The sequence below is a fragment of the Streptococcus sanguinis genome (genome assembly GCF_050234405.1).
Taxonomy (GTDB): Bacteria; Bacillota; Bacilli; order Lactobacillales; family Streptococcaceae; genus Streptococcus; species Streptococcus sanguinis_W.
The window spans coordinates 2,242,210-2,258,957 of record NZ_CP092117.1; the positions used below are offsets into that span (position 1 = coordinate 2,242,210).

12 protein-coding genes and 1 pseudogene are annotated in these 16,748 nt (G+C 43.7%); 1 reads left to right on the forward strand and 12 read right to left on the reverse strand.

Annotated elements, in window-relative coordinates; all coding sequences use genetic code 11:
• Window positions 1-57 precede the first annotated feature (57 nt).
• From MFP28_RS11000 to MFP28_RS11010, 3 genes are all read right to left on the reverse strand, one after another.
• Window positions 58-993 (reverse strand): YitT family protein, encoded by a 936-nt coding sequence (locus tag MFP28_RS11000; protein WP_002907508.1) that lies wholly within the window; start codon window positions 991-993, stop codon window positions 58-60.
• A complete protein-coding gene (gene aspS / locus MFP28_RS11005) occupies window positions 980-2,734 on the reverse strand; it encodes an aspartate--tRNA ligase (protein ID WP_002907509.1) in 1,755 nt (584 codons plus the stop codon). Before aspS ends, MFP28_RS11000 begins: the two co-directional genes overlap by 14 nt.
• A 169-nt stretch (window positions 2,735-2,903) precedes the next feature.
• The gene (locus tag MFP28_RS11010; protein ID WP_002907510.1) at window positions 2,904-3,116 is read right to left on the reverse strand and encodes a hypothetical protein; all 213 of its coding nucleotides are present in this window, start codon (window positions 3,114-3,116) and stop codon (window positions 2,904-2,906) included.
• 107 nt (window positions 3,117-3,223) lie between these two features.
• On the opposite strand from MFP28_RS11010, the pseudogene MFP28_RS11015 reads away from it, so the two are divergent.
• Window positions 3,224-3,379: pseudogene (locus tag MFP28_RS11015) on the forward strand (IS3 family transposase); the annotation flags it as partial.
• Window positions 3,380-3,460: 81 nt separating this feature from the next.
• Here the strand turns inward: MFP28_RS11015 and MFP28_RS11020 are convergent.
• The 9 genes from MFP28_RS11020 to esaA are packed head-to-tail and all read right to left on the reverse strand — an operon-like array spanning window position 3,461 to window position 16,630.
• Window positions 3,461-3,772 carry a hypothetical protein gene (locus tag MFP28_RS11020; RefSeq protein ID WP_002907511.1) on the reverse strand — a complete coding sequence of 104 codons (312 nt, stop codon included), beginning with the start codon at window positions 3,770-3,772 and terminating at the stop codon, window positions 3,461-3,463.
• Window positions 3,773-3,783: 11 nt separating this feature from the next.
• The gene (locus tag MFP28_RS11025) at window positions 3,784-4,776 is read right to left on the reverse strand and encodes a hypothetical protein (protein ID WP_002907512.1); all 993 of its coding nucleotides are present in this window, start codon (window positions 4,774-4,776) and stop codon (window positions 3,784-3,786) included.
• A gap of 15 nt (window positions 4,777-4,791) precedes the next feature.
• Window positions 4,792-6,921 (reverse strand): hypothetical protein, encoded by a 2,130-nt coding sequence (locus MFP28_RS11030; RefSeq protein ID WP_002907513.1) that lies wholly within the window; start codon window positions 6,919-6,921, stop codon window positions 4,792-4,794.
• 33 nt (window positions 6,922-6,954) lie between these two features.
• Entirely contained in the window at window positions 6,955-7,296 is a 342-nt protein-coding gene (locus MFP28_RS11035; protein ID WP_002907515.1) for a hypothetical protein, read from the reverse strand.
• Window positions 7,297-7,305: 9 nt separating this feature from the next.
• Window positions 7,306-11,724 (reverse strand): type VII secretion protein EssC, encoded by a 4,419-nt coding sequence (essC, locus tag MFP28_RS11040; protein WP_002907517.1) that lies wholly within the window; start codon window positions 11,722-11,724, stop codon window positions 7,306-7,308.
• A 2-nt stretch (window positions 11,725-11,726) separates the two neighbouring features.
• Window positions 11,727-12,986 carry a type VII secretion protein EssB gene (essB, locus tag MFP28_RS11045; RefSeq protein ID WP_080556486.1) on the reverse strand — a complete coding sequence of 420 codons (1,260 nt, stop codon included), beginning with the start codon at window positions 12,984-12,986 and terminating at the stop codon, window positions 11,727-11,729.
• A 1-nt stretch (window position 12,987) separates the two neighbouring features.
• Complete coding sequence (locus tag MFP28_RS11050) at window positions 12,988-13,227, reverse strand: EsaB/YukD family protein (protein ID WP_002907519.1); 240 nt, start codon at window positions 13,225-13,227, stop codon at window positions 12,988-12,990.
• Between the two features lies 1 nt (window position 13,228).
• Window positions 13,229-13,687 carry a type VII secretion protein EssA gene (gene essA / locus MFP28_RS11055; RefSeq protein WP_002907520.1) on the reverse strand — a complete coding sequence of 153 codons (459 nt, stop codon included), beginning with the start codon at window positions 13,685-13,687 and terminating at the stop codon, window positions 13,229-13,231.
• Window positions 13,688-13,693: 6 nt separating this feature from the next.
• The gene (gene esaA / locus MFP28_RS11060) at window positions 13,694-16,630 is read right to left on the reverse strand and encodes a type VII secretion protein EsaA (RefSeq protein WP_002907522.1); all 2,937 of its coding nucleotides are present in this window, start codon (window positions 16,628-16,630) and stop codon (window positions 13,694-13,696) included.
• Window positions 16,631-16,748 lie beyond the last annotated feature (118 nt).

Here is a 16,748-nt window from a genome sequence, read left to right on the forward strand (position 1 = left end):
TTGTAAGCACAAACTCCCAACTATACCGCTTCGCATTCCCAAACACAATGAATCTCTTCACTCCTCTACAAAGAGTCCTAAGATATGGACATTGTCTGCAACGGAAACGAAGGCAGCTGGATCTGTATGCTTCATGATTTGCTTAAATTCATTAAACTCAGCTCGGGTGATAACCGTCACCAGAACAGCTTTTTTCTCATGATTGTAGGTTCCCTCGGCTCCATGAATCACTGTCGCCCCGCGATGCAGCTTGTTGTGAATCTTATCAATCACTCTGTCTGGATGACTGGTGATAATCATGGCTTGCATACGCTTCTGCTTGGTAAAGACAGCATCCGTCACCCGGCTTGATACAAAAATAGTAATCATGGAGTAAAGCGCATACTCCCAGCCAAAGGTCAAACCCGCAATCAGCATGATAATCCCATTGACAATCAAGGAAATATTCCCGACATTCCGACCTGTTTTTTTCCGAATGGTCAGGCTGACAATGTCTGTCCCGCCACTGGAAATACTGGACTTAAGGGCAAAGCCAATCCCCGCTCCCATGACCACACCGCCGAAAAGGGCGTTGATAATAGGATTATCAGTCAAGGTTACTTCCGGCACAAACTGGATAAAGAGCGAGCTCATCGTAACCGTGATAAAGGTGAAAATGGTAAACTTATGCCCAATCTGGTACCAGGCCAGGATCATCAGCGGAATATTGATGGCGTAAAAGGTCACAGAAACCGGAATGGTAAAACCTAAGAAACGAGTACTGAGGGCAGTAATGACCTGCGCCAGACCAGTCGCCCCGCTGGAATAAACATGCCCCGGCTGAAAGAAGAAATTGACTGCGACAGCTGATAAAAAGCCATAGACAAGCGAGGCAGAAATCTTCTCATCGTACTTCTCACGCGAGATACTCTTTAAAGACCGCAAAATCTTAAAATTATAAGCAAACCTACGGACATAATAGCGAAAGAGTTTATAAAAATTAGTCTTCTTCATGTGCTTCCACTTGTAAACTTAATTCCTCTAGTTGAGCGACCGACACTGGACTTGGTGCCTGTGTCATTGGATCAGAAGCTTTGTTGTTTTTTGGAAAGGCGATGACTTCGCGGATATTTTCTTCACCAGCCAGCAGCATCGCAAAGCGGTCCAAGCCTAGAGCTAGGCCGCCATGCGGTGGAAAACCATAGTCCATAGCCTCAAGAAGGAAGCCAAACTGCTCGGCAGCTTCTTGAGCTGAGAAACCAAGCGCCTTGAACATCCTCTCCTGCAAGGCTTTTTGATTGATCCGAAGACTGCCGCCACCTAGCTCATAACCATTAAGGACGATATCATAGGCCACAGCCCGTACCTTGCTCAGGTCGCCTTCCAGCTCTTGCTCGGAATCTTTCTGAGGCAGGGTGAAAGGATGGTGGGCACTCATGTAGCGGCCCTCTTCTTCTGACCATTCAAACATGGGCCAATCCACCACCCAAAGGTAGTTAAATGTATCAGGATCAATCAAGTCCAGCTCTTTGGCCAAACGCACCCGAAGAGCTCCCAAAGCTGCATTTGCCACTTCCAAAGTATCAGCCACAAAGAGCACCAGGTCATTATTTTCAAGCTGTAAAGCTTCTGTCAACGGATTTGTCAAGTCTGTTAAGAACTTAGCAACTGGACCAGCCAGCTCACCATCAGCCACTTTCACCCAAGCAAGCCCCTTAGCACCATGCTGTTTTGCTTGCTCTGTCAGTTTGTCAATATCCTTGCGAGAGTATTTATCTGCAGCATTTTTTACCACAATTGCCTTGACAGCTGGAGCCTCTGAAAAGACTTTGAAGTCAACTCCCTTGACAAGCTCTGTCAAGTCCTGCAACAACATCTCAAATCGAGTATCAGGCTTATCAACACCATAAAGAGCCATAGCATCATCATACTTCATGCGGGGGAAAGGCAGCTCAACGTCAATGCCCTTAGTTTCCTTCATAACACGAGCAATCAAGCCTTCTGTAATATCCTGAATCTCCTGTTCAGACAAGAAAGAAGTTTCCAAGTCTACCTGAGTAAACTCTGGCTGACGATCACCACGCAAGTCCTCATCACGGAAGCATTTAACAATCTGATAATAACGGTCGAAACCAGCGTTCATCAAGAGCTGCTTGGTAATCTGTGGACTCTGGGGCAGAGCGTAAAAATGCCCCTGATGAACCCGACTAGGCACCAAGTAATCACGCGCTCCTTCTGGCGTTGATTTAGATAGGAAAGGTGTTTCCACATCAAGGAACTCCAGCTCATCTAGATAGTTGCGGATAGAGTGAGTCACCTTGGCGCGGAGCTTGAAGTTTTCCAGCATCTCTGGTCGGCGCAAGTCCAGATAACGGTAGCGCAAGCGCGTATCGTCATTCACCTCGATGCCGTCTTTGATTTCAAAAGGAGTCGTCTTGGCTGTATTTAAAACCGTCAGACTCTCCACATGCAGCTCCACGCTTCCTGTTGTCAGCTTGTCATTGGCCTGCTCCCGCGCAGCCACCTTGCCTGTCACCTCCAGCACAAACTCACTGCGCAGGCTTTCTGCGGTTGCCATGACCTCTGCAGCCACAGTCTCAGGATTGATGACCAGCTGCATAATGCCTTCGCGGTCGCGCAAATCAATGAAAATCAGACCACCCAAATCCCGACGGCGGGCTACCCAGCCCTTCAAAGTGACTTCCTGACCAACATGCTCCTTGCGAACACGCCCAGCATACATAGAACGTTTCATCTTTACTCTCCAAATTTTTAATTCTGTTACTATTTTACCACAAAGAGCCTAAGAAAGCCCTTCTGTCCGTTCTTTTTCTGAAAAATATTAAAGCTCTGCATGACTAATGCTGACAGTTGTGACAGTAGGCCTGAGGCGAAGACCTCAGACCTACTGTCTACTCTATAGATTATTCCTTTTTCTTGCTATCTTCATAGAGACTAGGCGCAAACGCTTTTGTTACCATGGCTGTCAAGAAGCGAAACCCTCCCGCTGCCAGACCAAAAATCGGCGCCAAAGCACGGAAGAAAAAATCTCCCCGCATAAAATAACAAAGCAGACCAGTAATCACAAAGATAGCAAACCCCTGCACCACAACCACCAATAATATTTTCTTCATCATTCCCTCGACTTTCTATAGACTATTATAGCATAAGAAAGGAGGAATGGAGAATGAACCGCACCCCAAAAGTTAGACACAAAGAATTTAACTTTTTGGTGTGTTTATAAATGAAATTAACTTATGAGTACAACGTTCAGATCTATGAACTTAGAAAATAAGGACAAAACTTCAAACAGCTTTCAAATAGATTTGGAGTAGCTATTTCTAATCTTCAATACATGATTAGATTGATTAATCGTTATGGATTAGTGATTGTTAAAAAAGAGAGAACCAATTTAGTCCTCTCCAGAGTATGACTTTTTCGTTAACCCACTACAGTTGACAAAGAGTCAGAAATCATAAAACTATTTAACTGCAAAGTAGTCATCGCTTGGATTAACTTTCCCATCATTAATACGAGATGAATTATCTCTTATCTCTATACTGATATTATAATCTGTATTTTTAAACTTTTCTGCCAAACCATTCAAAAGAGTATTATATTTGCTGACTGTTTCACCTAAAATGGTACCTGTATAACGAATAAGAGCCGTACAATCATTTAATTTTGTACCAGTATCATCAATAATAGCTTCATTCGCATGAATATCACTAACTTCATTTGATATACTTGTTACAGTTCCATTCAGCTGATCCGGTTTTATATTAATTGTCATTTTTCCCTCCTTTATTCATCTGGATGCGCTTGCTTCCAAGTCTGATATTCTGCATAGTTGTGAATGGCATAATCTGTCCTATGCCCCTTCTCACTTGCATAAACTGTTAAATCTTCTCCGCCGGCAGGTGCAAACCAGTGAAGAGAGGTGTTAAACCACTCTTCCACGCTGACCGAATCTGGCCGAGGATAAATAGCATAGTCATCTATATAAATTTTATTCCATAAAGTTGGCTTTTCCACAAAAAGATTCAAATTCCTAGCTGCATTACTATCTCCACCGTCATCACCGCTAAATACGATATCCGAACTACCATATAAATTATAACTTTGTAGTATGTGAAATAAGCTAGTATTCGTCATGGGGGCTTTGTAATAATAATGATAATATTCCCATCCTGAAGCTTCAGGTCTAGAATCTGATGTTTCATAAAAGTTTTTCAAAGGAAGAGGGAGGTCTTCTATACGCCCTGTAGCCAAGTTCAAACCTACATACTCATCCACTTCCTTCTTTTCATCATCAGAGGTCAAAATCAGAACAGCCCAATCCCTTCCCTCATAAGTTACAGCATCAATTAGCATCCTTCCTAATTTTGAACCTTTTTTATACTTATCTATCGCCTCGTAAAGATCATATTCTCGGCGTTTAAAGTTTTGATTAAGGTCCAAAGATACTAACTTTGCTTCATATCCTCGTTTTTTTCTTGGCGGAATATCCTCTCTTTTATATGTGGTGATTTTTGTATCCACCATATAATTCTGATTTACTTTAACTCCTATAGGCGCAACTACAAATTGCCCTTTATCACCAATCAAAATCGGAGAACTATCTTTCAGTCGATCCCAACGTGTTGAGAACTGCCTGTAGTATGCCTCTTCTTTAGCTTTAGCTTCCTTTTTCTGATGGTTCTGATAAGCCTGATAGCCCCAAAAAGAGAGTAGAACACTAATCGATAGGATTAAAATCCAGATGTATCTTTTGACAAACCTATTCTTGTTGTTCATCTGTTTACCTCCTTATTAGCTACCCTCAAACGGTTCAAACTGATTAATAGCTTTTTCATGGTAATCTTCATACTTGTATTTACCAAAATTAGTGCCTTGATTATCCATTCTTTGGAAAATATCATATACTTTCTCAATCCCTCTGTCAGCAAGACTCTGACGGCTAGTCCCCCTAAGGAAGGATTTTTCACTGCTGGAATAAGTAGAACCATCTACATTTCGGTTAAATTCCTCAACTGCAGCTGCCAATCCATCGTTACACTGCCCCTGTGCTGCGGCTTCCCGAATCGCATATCCCTTCATCCCATTCTTTTCGATATCATCCGCATAGAGGATAGACTGGAGGTCATAATTCGGTTGATAGAGTCCGTTAGTCTCCGAATTGGTACGGTAAGTAACTCCTCCCACACCAAACAAATTGGCATACAGTTTCGCTTTATTTTCTTCGATATCACCATCAATTCTCCCCAACTCAGAATTTAAATCAAGGATGTGCCCCAAAACATCCTTAGTAATACCGACTGACTCTGAGTATTTCCCATTGTACAGACCCGTTCCGTCTGCCAGAATTCCCCCATAATCCTCTGTCTTTTTAATCGTAGAAGCATCAATTGCCATGTTCGCAACGGTGTCAAATCCAGGTGGTAAAACATAACCAGTCGCTGTTTTGGCCATCCCTTTCCAAAAATCTTTAACGGCCTGCTCTCTCTCTTCTTTTAAGTCCTTGATTTCTTTCAACATCTGTGCATTCTGAATAGATTCCGGATTATTGTAAATATTGGTATTCACTTTCTCATCCTTCAAATTCTTTGTCTCATATTGAATAAAGCCATTACGTGGTTTGGCCCAAGTCTCACTTCTCTTTGTAGTAAAGACAAAGTTATCTCCATCCAATGCTAATGAACCTGTTTTAATGGTCTGTGTGCTTCCTGATTTGTAATTACCAAAATGGATTCCAGGTGGTTCTGTTTTCTTCCCTAAGCCCATCAAACGAATCGTATCAAAAAGCCCGCTTAGAGACTGAGCCGTAGCCATCTTAGGAGATAGCTCATTTGCAATGTAAGCTTTAGCATTATTAAAGTCAACCATATAACGTGCATAGTCGTTTTTATAGTTATCTACATCTGGCATCACGCTAGTTGCTTGCCCACTAATAGCAGTCGAAAAAATGACTCCTCCGGCCGACAATTTAGTCATATAGGTATCCACATAAGTATCACTATGATCATTTCCAGTAATCGTTACTAAAAAGGTTTCTAAAGCCTTTAAACTATCCTTATTCCCTGTCTTTTTGTAGTCATCCAGCAACTCATAAGATTTAACATAAACATGGTTCATCATTGCTTGGCTAATATTTTTTGGATCTACATTACCAATTTGTTCCATTTTCGTATTATCATCATCCTTTGATATCAATGACTCTAACACTTTAGCATCATTACTTTCTTGAACAGAATCGAGGTAACCCATATTATCGACGTTCAGAAAACCATCTTTGACCCAGTCCACTAATTTCTGTGTATCAATCTGAGAGAGTTGCAAAGCATTGTTTAGGTAGATTTTAACTCGTTCTAAACCAGTCTGAACTGTGCCTAAATCAGCTGAAAAAGTCTGCTTTCCTTGCATTAAGTTTGTGTGCTTTTCATGATAGACTCGCCTCCTAGTCGCAAAACTCTCCTCAGCCGATTGTCTTATAAGGCTGGTATTAACATTTATATCTACTGGGCTTGGACTTAAAGCTAGTGCTTCAGAAGCTGTTTTAAAGGCTTCATCTAATGCTTCACCTTTTTCAACAACACTATGTTTTCTTTGAACATATAACCAGTTCTTAATTGCCTCGATATCACTGGTATCTGAATATACTTTATTAGAAAAACCCTCACCAGTCAGCACAGTATTATAGTTTGAGATAGCTGTTGAAAAATCACTCAATAGACCCGGGTAAACCGCAAATACCTGACTGGAAAGATTATTAATCTTATTCACAAATGCCTCTATAGCTGTTCCCTCATTTGCGTTAGTTCTAAACTGAAACGACTGGTGGGCTTGCTGAGTCTCTTCTATATATTTTTCAGAGGCTTTTTTACTCCCCGTCGCCAGTGTTTGTAGAGAATGAATTTGTTTTACGGATATTTGATCTGACATAGGTTTTTCCTTTCTTTTTACAAAGTCAATTTATCACGACTTAATCGCATCCATGATTACAGAATAAGCTAATGCGGTTTTCTTGCTTGCAAGCAAGTTAGATAATATAGAAAGATTACTATCTAATTCTGCCTTCACTTCATCCTTCTTACTTTTTAAGGATTTACTAAAGCCCTCAATCAAATCCTGATCCTCGGTATACATAGTTTGATATTTATCACCATCTACATGATCAGAATCTGCGTTATTATAGGTTGACTTGACCTTTGTCTTACAGGCCTCAACAGCTTTCTTTGCAGAATTTAACTTAGTAATTTTTGTATTAATCTCTTGAATTTCTTGCTCAAGTTGTATAGTTTTACTTGATTTTCCCATTTTTTCTCCTTATTTTATAATAACTTGGATTTTAGACGCCTGTCCGTGGATAACCAGATAGTGCTCCTGCTGTTTCAAAGCAGCTTCCTTAGAAGGACGATTGATTGGACTAATTACCATTTGGTCTTGAATTCGCATACCAAGGAGTACCTGTTTAAAAGCCTTAGCACTACGCGATGGCATATCCTGTTGGCGCATCATGGCAGCTGGACTAGCAAGAACAATATTTGCCAAGCCAACTTGATACCCTTTATCAAAGAGTTTGGTGACCTGTTCGTGTTGAAGTATATTAATTTGTGAAATTACTTCTTCGTAACGATACCAGATAATGATATGTGTTGTTTCACGATGTTTCTCCTTCTGTCGACTGTCAATTTGACGATCCAGAGCAGCTAACATTTCTTTATAGGCCTCTTCATGGTCATAAATCTGTATATCTTCAAGATCTAAGCCAATCATACCATTCTCAGGCATTACCAGTGTCACTTTAATCCCAAGCATATCAGCTTCACGCTTGATAAAATTAATGAATTGCTCACTATCACCATCTTTATCATATAGATAAAGGAGTGAGCTAAGCTCCGGATTCCATTGTCGACTCATTACAGTCTCTATATCCAACCCAACTGGAATTTTGCCAGCTTCCAAAGCAGCTTGAACACTATCTCGGCTATAGAAGTCTGACTCCGTCAATTCCTCTGGTACCATTGGAATGGCACTTGGTCGTTGTCCAGTCCAAGCTTCTTGGAGAGAAGCGACTTCCTGACGCAGGTTGTTAAGGATTTGAGCATCATTAGCACCCGCTACCGGCAAAGCCAGCTGGATGACATCAACTTCGTCACGCTTCATAAGCGCCCGGCCCTTGATATCTTCCATCGTTTTCGCAAGAGGGGTAGAGCCTACAATCGAGCGGACTTCTCCGAAATCATTCTGCGGCAGACTCAGTTGGTGCTTGAAGTTGGCATAGAACTGCGCCCGAAGGTTGGACTGACGACCCGCTGTTACCAAGAGGTGAACACCAATGCTGAGACCTTCGCGGGAGATCCGCACTAAAAGTTTGAAGAGCTCCACCTCATAGTCTTCTTCCTTCATGGACTCATAGCTATCCAGTAGGATGACGATAGCCGGCTCTTGCTGACCGCTAGCCTGACGGTAGAGCTCCAAGGTCCCAACACCGTAGTCAGACAAGAGCTTCTTACGCCGGTTGAGCTCCCGCTCCATGATGCGGACAAACTTGGCAATCTTCTCCGTCTGATCCAAAAGCAGGGTATCGGCTACCTGCGGTAATTGGCCCAGCGGTGCTAGACCATTGGTCCCGAAGTCCATCAAGTAGAGCGTGACATCTTTGGGACTGAACTTGCGAGCCAAGTCCATAGCCGCACTCTGCAGGAAGGTTGTCTTCCCCGTACCAGGACTTCCGTAGAGCAGGATATGCCCATCCTTGGATAGGTTGACAGAGACAGGCTCTTGCTTCTGTGCCTGTGGGATATCCGCCATTCCCAGAAGAACGGAGACAGGCTTCTTCTGCTCCCAGGCTTCCTGCGGCTGGATAGGTTCCAGCTCCTGTAGGGTCATCCGCTCTTTAAGCGGTGGCAGCCATGGCTGCGGTACCGGTGGGATTTGCTGGCTCTCTGTCAGTAGTTGAATCTGACTGACAATAGCCTCCAGCTCTGTCGGTACTTCCTTGATATCTTCTGCTAGGTCAAGACCTGACAGGTCTTGATTGAGCACTTCGTATTGGCCTAGGTCGTTGATCAGGTAGATGGTATGGTCTTCAATTCCCATCTCGTCCTTATCCGGCTGGTAATCTGCCCCTGACCAGGCTGACTGGAAGAGTTCATAGACTTCATTATTGCCGACCTGCAGATAGGCCCGACCAGTCTGGGTAATCTCTGCCGCATCTGGCGTCTTAAGCATTTCCATCGAGTCCGTCCGGTCTGCCACTTTGAGCGCCAGCTTAAAGCGGGAGTTGGACCAGATTTGGTCATCCACCACCCCAGAGGGCTTCTGAGTAGCCAGAATCAAGTGGACCCCGAGGGAACGTCCGACCCGAGCGATGGATACCAGCTCCTTTATAAAGTCAGGCTGGTTGACCTTGAGCTCTGCGAACTCATCCGAGATGAGGAAGAGATGGGGCAGGGGTTCAGTTGCTTCCCCGTTTTTAAATTTCTTTTGATATTGGTTGATATGATTGACTTCAAACTCTCTGAAGAGCCGCTCCCGACGGTGAATCTCCGCATTGATGGAAGCCAGCGCCCGCATGGATTGGGCTCCGTCCAAGTTGGTAATGGTTCCCAAGAGATGGGGCAAGTTCTTGAAGAGATTGGCCATTCCCCCACCCTTGTAGTCGATGAGCAGAAAGGCTACATCGTGCGGGTGGAAGTTGACAGCCAGACTCAGGATATAGGACTGGATAGTCTCTGACTTACCTGATCCGGTTGTCCCGGCAATCAGCCCGTGCGGTCCGTGAGCTTTTTCATGCAGGTTAAGGTAGACTAGGTCTTCTTTCCCCCGCAGGCCGATAGGCACCGCCAAGCTCTTATAAGGTGCATTCTGTTGCCACTTTTGCAAGACTTGCAGGTCCGAGAAGGTCTCCGCCCCATACATCTCCATAAAGGTCACGGTATCAGGGATCGAGCTTTTGAGATTCTGCAGGTGATTGAGCGGCGCCAAGGTCCGAGCAATTCGCTCCTTGTCATAGCCTTCTGGGAAATGATCCAAGCGGAAGTCAATTTCTCTGAGGATTCCTTCTTCCATGACCAACTGCCCAGTGTTGCGGTCCTTGATATTGACAACCGTCTTGATATTCTCAGACAGCGAGCTCATCACATCCTGCACGAAGATCAGTGAGCAGCCCAGGTCTGTCGGATCCTCCGTGAAGAACTCCATGATAATATGGTCGAGAATCAACTTTTCATCTGTGACCAATACCACATAGTGAGGACTGTAGAGTGTCGTCTCCTGCCGGGTCGCTTCTTCCTTCTGCGCCTTGCGCAGTTTCAAGATTTGGTTCAGGCTATTTAGGACCTGATCGTGCGTCCGTTGGTTATAGACAAAGCCACGGACGTTCAGCTCTTGTAGAGTCGCATGCGGTAGCCAGCGCAGCCAATCCCATTGGTCGCGCTCCTCCTCTGGCATGATGGTAATTACCTGTACATCATGGTAAGAGTGAAAGACCGCTAACTGCATGACCAAGAGCTGGAGCTGTTCTAGGACCAAATTGCGCGGACCGATATAGCCGACCGGCCCATGGCTGAGATTAGCGACAATTGGAAGATCGGGAATTTTCTTATGCCGAGTGTAGAGAGCATAGCCCTCCTCTTCCAGCGCATCTTTCTTTCCACTCCGCTCCTCTTGACCGTAGGTCAGCTTATAAGAGGTTGGCACCTGTCCAAGCCCCAAGCGATAGTAAAGAAAGTCAAAGTGAAGCGGTGTCTTCTCGTAGATGCGATGGCTGTAGTCTGTCACCAGACCCGTTAATTCGTTAATGTTTGGAAAATGGTAAAGCATGCCATCACGCTGCTCACGTTCCAGCTTGTTCAGCTCAATAGCCTTGTCTTTTAAATAGAGGTGATAAAGATCTATGCGCTCCTTCTTATCTTCCTTGAACTTCTTGCGATTTTTGAAGAAACCACGAACCGAGAAGATAGCACTGGCGATTGACATAGTAACTGTAACGAGGATATAAATCCCCCGCGGCTGAACCAGTGTAATCAACACCGTCACCCCAACCATGAGAAGTGGCGGCACAATCAGTCTCAAGAGCTCATCATTGGGCTTTTGAGGCTCCTTGCTTGGCGGAGCAATCTGAATCTTGTCCTCTGAGCTCCGATAGATAATTCGCGGCGAGCGGTGATAGTCTGGATAGTCTGGATAAAAACCATGACGAGAAGCGCCCCGCAAGGTTAGGTTAGAACTGACCGTAGCTGGACCCGTCACCCAGATTTCTTCTGGATAGACCTTGAGGCAGATGCCTTCCAAGCTTAGCTCGTCGCCGGCTTCCAGCTGGATTTGGTCTCCCGTCCACTCAACGTGATTGAGATAAACTTGACCTCGCATCTTGGTCAAAAGCCAAGAATCATTCGTTCGCTTCAAGAGCAACTCCAAAGGCGCTTCCAGACTGATAGCTGCTCCCTTCTGGTCGCTGATGAGTAACTCTTTTCTGTCCAGTAGGTCATAAACAGCCGGTTCTGAATCAGATTGATACAAGGTCAGATTATCCAAGGCCAGGCCGTCAGTTACGACACCCGTTTCTTCCCCCATCTGATAAAAGACTTGCCCTTTAGCTAGCTGAAGCTGGATAGGAGTCTCCTGATGAGGCAGGTAAAGCTGGGCCTTCTCACTCGCTGCTAAGAGAACTTTCTTGTCCTCTGTCAGCTGCAGCTCATAGCGCAGATGGTCTGTATAGATGATGATTGTCTTGCTCATACTTACTCCTTCGCGCTACTGCTAGATGACGCTTCACTGCTGGAGGAAGAGCTTGCTCCTGAAGAACCTTCCTCGCCAGAAGCGCTTGAGCTAGAATCACCAGTTAGAAGCTCCTTGCGGCTATCCCAGTATTTCTTATACTCGCCTTCCAAGGACTCAAGCTTAGTCTCCCGATCCTTACCAGACAAACTATCGTCCTCACGCACCTTTTTCATCTCCTGCGTCAAGGCGTAGATGATTAGATCTGAGTCATTAATCCGTTTGGCTGTATCCAAAGCATCTTCAAAATCATTACGTCCAACTTGAATCCAGTAATTGAGATACAAATCATCTGATTTAAGTGTGACATTGTTCAGGATGACCTTACGCTGATCATCGGAAAATTCCAGCCCCTGAATATAAGAATAGGCCAGTTCATATTTCTGTGTATTCGGCAGGCTCTTAGGAGAGATTCCCTCCAGCTCATCGATGACCTTGCTATAGTCCACTTTGATGAAGGCAGTATCCGCCTGTAACAGCTTTTCCTTGAAAGGATTTTGTATGAAAATCAAGTAAATCAAAGGAATGGTCAAAATCACAACAGCTGCTGTCAGCCAGATGGTCGCCAGTTTGAAAATCTTATGCTGGCGCTTGGAGACCAGTGTCTGCTTCTCTGCTTCTTCTGCAGCCTTTTCCTGATAAGATTTCTCCAAAACAGCAACCGCATCTTCCAGACTGTCAGCCTCACGCAGTTCCACTAGGAAATCTGGCAGAGTTTCTAGCTCTAGCGAACCCTTGTAAAGCTCCATAAAGTCCAGATCTGCAAAGAGCGTCACCGCAAAGCACTTGGCCTGGCGCAAAAAGTCCTCCCGAGAAATAGCCTGAGGTGTCATGATACCGGGAACTCCGCGATAAGCAATCTTCGCCTGCGCATCCTTGGTAATAAAGAGATTGCTAGGATGCAACAAAAAAGTAACCGGCAATTCCAGTGCCTCTTCTAGAGCAAAAACATTAAGAGCCAGACGAATCCGCTCAGAAATCGTGCGCTTTTCAATCTCTTCCTTGGACAGCCCCAAAGGCTCAATCTGATAGGTGAAGTAGACACTATCGTGGTCGGCCTTAGTCTCCTGTTCCAAGAAAAGCGGATGGTGCAGGTCCAAAAGCAAGAGCTCCCGCAAATCTTGCGTTGCTACATCCGAACGCTTCAGTGTTAGGCTCCAATTCTTGTCATTTTTTTCATAGATAAACTCTTGTTCAGCAAATACAAATTTTTCCTCAGTCACCTTAAATCTCCTCAATCTCTACTAAATCTCCTGTTGTGACTGGATAATCAGCCAAAACCTTGCCCTCATCCAGTATCAGCCCCTTGTTAACAATCCGCAGCTGATACTTATGGCGCTTCCCTTCGATATTGAAAATCTGATCAATCTCCCGAATGAAACGACGGACCTCAATCCGCTTAGGAATGCGAATATCCACGTCCTTATCCCGCAAACGGAGGGTGATGTTGATATGTCCTTCCATTTTATACTTCTCCCTTACTGATACGATAGCTGACAAAGACAGTCATACTGACCAAGAGTATGGCTGCTACAAAGTAGACTACTCCTGGCAGAAAATCATCCCAGCTGCTTTCTTCATCGCTTTTCAAACTCGTCTGCAGCTTGGACAATTTTTCCGTTCCCGGCTGAAAAAGCTCCTTGGAATGGTAAATATCCGTCGGCCCCTGTATAGCAGAAAACAGTTGTCCCGCTTCTGTGGCCAACTGTTTATTTTGATACTGCTTCATTTCCTGAATTTTTTCCTGATTCTCAGCAACGAAAAGAGACTTGGTGCCTTCCGATTGTGCACCAAAGTTCAGTTCTTGCTCTTTTTCAATCCGCGAATTATCTATCTGCAGACGATTATCCTTAAGCTCATCTGCGGCAACAGCCGTCACCGCAAACGAACTTAGAAGTAGGAATAAAAACAGAATTTTTTTCATACTCTTTTAAACTTCCTCAGTTTTTAATGTTCTAGTCTTGATAAAGATATTAGCTGCAACTAGCAGAGCCAGCAAAACAATCAGGCCAAAGATGGCAAAGAAGCCAGCGGTCTTGCCGTCAAAGTAACCTGACAGCATGCCTTCTAGCACAGACAAGGCATTCAAACTCTTGATAAAGGCTGGGAAGCCAGTCAGACTAGCTGTCGTACCAATAGCATTAGATAGGTAGACAAAGCTGATAATCATGAAGAAAGCTAAGCCCATGCCCATCACGCGCAGATGCTTGAGGAATAAATACTGCCCCTGAATCAAGACAAAGCTAGCAACCACAATCAACAAGACCCAAGATGGAACATATTCCTTGCCAATGTGAAGCTGCATACTGGAGACAATCCCAATGACCAGACCAATCGTCAGAGACAGGAAGCCTAGGATGCCCACAGTCGTAATATCGGTATCTTGTAGCTTATTAAGCTTAAAGCGGTCTTTAACCTTGCGCACAATATTTTGCGTTGCAAAAAGATAGGCCGTAAAGAGACTGACAATCTCCAACAAGAGGATCCATGTGAATGGACGGTAAACATTGACAGTCGCTTTGACAGATGAAGAAGACTGAGCAACTGGATTAGATAGGAAGTCCAACAATACTTCATTAGGAACACCATTCTCATAGGCATTGTTAAGAACCTTGACAAAGGACTCCACAAAGTTGCCATTATCTTCCAATTCCTTATTGAATTGCCCCATCAAGCTTTCAGCATTCGCAGACAATTTCTCTGTCGTTCCTTGTGCATTTTCCAGCTCACGATTGAAGCTGCTGAAGATCTGGTTGACACTATCAGCTGCTTGCACATTGGTCTGTGAAGAAGACTTAACGCCAGAAGTCGAAGACAGCAAGGATGAGAATTCTGAATTCAGAGATGACAAATCGGTGTCTGTCTTTTTCAGTGCATCCGTAGAAGTTTCCCGAGAAGTTGAGATGCCTTTCAATTTCTCTCGTACATCTTTGTAAAGATTGAGCTGTTTATCAATCTCAGTTGCGAGTTCTGAATTGGTCCCTTTGACGTCTTCAATCTTGTTTTTCAAGTTACTAATCGTTTCATCTAAGGTTTCTTTAACCCCTTGACTCTTACCATCGTTACTTTTAGACAAGCTATTTTGATAACTATCTAGATTCGAATTAATAGCATTTATCAAAAGGGTAGATAAAGATTCAGACATATCTTTATTTTTTAACTCATCAAAAGAATTATAAGCTTGGATTAAAGACACAACGTGTTGATAGGCAGAAGAAATCTCTTGTACTTTAGCTCCATATGCCGCTGCAGCTTTTTGTGCATCCTCTACATTCACTGGCGCACTTGCAACCTTAATACCATTCAGAGAAATATCAATTGAGCTGTCAACTGAAGTGGCTGCAGCATCACTAGCTACATTGAAATGCACATTAAAATTAGCGCCTTCAGCCAAATTAATTTCTTGCCCATTTGTTACTGTTTCGCCATTGTATGTAATAGTTTTAATTGTTACACCTGTTGGTGGAGTGACTGACAAAGTAGCCTTTCCAACCTGGCTATTAACTGGGCTGGCTGTAGAGCTAGCCGCTTTCTCTGCAGCTGCTGCCAGATTGTCTAACTCAGCACTTCCATTTCCTTGTGGTGTTCCAAATTGCGAAATGGTTGAATAGTCAAGAGCAGGAACAGACAATCCGAATTTCACCTCTGTTGGTTGAGAAGCTGGCAAAGCTTTTACTGCTTCAGCTATTTGTGCCTTCAAAGAAGCATCGTAGCTTGTTATAGCATCTCCTAACACTGCGCTAAGAGTAATAGGCTTGCCTTCTTCAACACCATAGTAGGTCCTTAATTTATTATCAACAAAGTCCTTAATCTGTTGTTTATGGACATCTAATTGCCCACGTTCTGCTTTTAAGGCAGCTTCCAACTGCTCTAGTTGCTTGCTGACATTATCAGATTGATTTTGATTTGGCTGATTATTATTATCGTCTGAATCATCACTAGATTGTTTTTTGGCAAGTTCAAGCTGTGCAGTCAATTTTTGTTGCGATTCGCTCAAACTATTATAAAGCGTCTCAGTTTCATTTGCCAAAAGCTGACGATCCATCTCAATCAGCTGGGTCATAAATTCTTCATAACTAGTTTGGTCACTAACTCGCTGTTTGAGAAGACTATCAAAATTCTTTCCATAAGTGGCCTGAGAATTATCCAAGTCATCGAAAGCCTTAGCATAAGTTTCCAGAGTCGTCTTCAAAGAGTTATTGGCTTCGACAGATGAGGCAGACATACTAACCAACGTTGGGAAGATATTCTTAGACCCAATAGCAGACTCCAACAAGTTGGTTCGATAATTGCCAATATTGGTAATTTGCACCTCTGAACTAGCCTGCACATTTTGCTGAGCTGTATATAGATTGCTCAAGATACTTGCCATATACATATCAACCAACTGGCTATTTAGATCTGCGATAATATCCTTAGCCAGACTATTGGCCTCATTTTCAATCTGCTGATTTCCTGCAGCGTTAACTTTATAAGTGACGATTGTCCGATCTGCACTGATAGCATTGACATCTAGCACTTTTTCCGAAAAGTCACTTGGAATCGTCACGACCAGCTGGTATTTCCCACTTTCCAGGCCAGCATCTGCAGCTCCACGCGTCACGATGTACCAGTTTTGAGAGTCATCCCGTTCTAGATTTTTGACATAGCTAGCTCCAAGATTATACTCTTTCTTGTCAACCTTAACAGCCCGATCTTCATTGACGACCGCGACATTCAGCTTAGTCTTTTGATCTGTTTTGATTTTGCTGTCTCTAGCGCTGCTTGTATTCTTCTGCACTGCGACATTCAGCGTCACTACTGCAGCCAGCAAGGCGATGACTAAAACAACGTTTCCTATATACTTAAGTAATTTTTTATTTCCCATGGATGTAAATTTCTTTTTCTTTTTAAATTTTTTAGTTTACTGTTACATAAAAAAGCACACAGAAAGACACAAACAGCTCTAACAGTCTAATTCAGATGTTGATTCAGATTGTCAGAGC

Bases quoted from the DNA above. Each gene is read 5' to 3' on its own strand.
- MFP28_RS11000 (WP_002907508.1), bottom strand. From the start codon at position 993: ATGAAGAAGACTAATTTTTATAAACTCTTTCGCTATTATGTCCGTAGG.
- essC (WP_002907517.1), bottom strand. From the start codon at position 11,724: ATGAGCAAGACAATCATCATCTATACAGACCATCTGCGCTATGAGCTG.
- MFP28_RS11030 (WP_002907513.1), bottom strand. From the start codon at position 6,921: ATGTCAGATCAAATATCCGTAAAACAAATTCATTCTCTACAAACACTG.
- aspS (WP_002907509.1), bottom strand. From the start codon at position 2,734: ATGAAACGTTCTATGTATGCTGGGCGTGTTCGCAAGGAGCATGTTGGT.
- MFP28_RS11010 (WP_002907510.1), bottom strand. From the start codon at position 3,116: ATGATGAAGAAAATATTATTGGTGGTTGTGGTGCAGGGGTTTGCTATC.
- esaA (WP_002907522.1), bottom strand. From the start codon at position 16,630: ATGGGAAATAAAAAATTACTTAAGTATATAGGAAACGTTGTTTTAGTC.
- essA (WP_002907520.1), bottom strand. From the start codon at position 13,687: ATGAAAAAAATTCTGTTTTTATTCCTACTTCTAAGTTCGTTTGCGGTG.
- MFP28_RS11020 (WP_002907511.1), bottom strand. From the start codon at position 3,772: ATGACAATTAATATAAAACCGGATCAGCTGAATGGAACTGTAACAAGT.
- MFP28_RS11050 (WP_002907519.1), bottom strand. From the start codon at position 13,227: ATGGAAGGACATATCAACATCACCCTCCGTTTGCGGGATAAGGACGTG.
- MFP28_RS11035 (WP_002907515.1), bottom strand. From the start codon at position 7,296: ATGGGAAAATCAAGTAAAACTATACAACTTGAGCAAGAAATTCAAGAG.
- MFP28_RS11025 (WP_002907512.1), bottom strand. From the start codon at position 4,776: ATGAACAACAAGAATAGGTTTGTCAAAAGATACATCTGGATTTTAATC.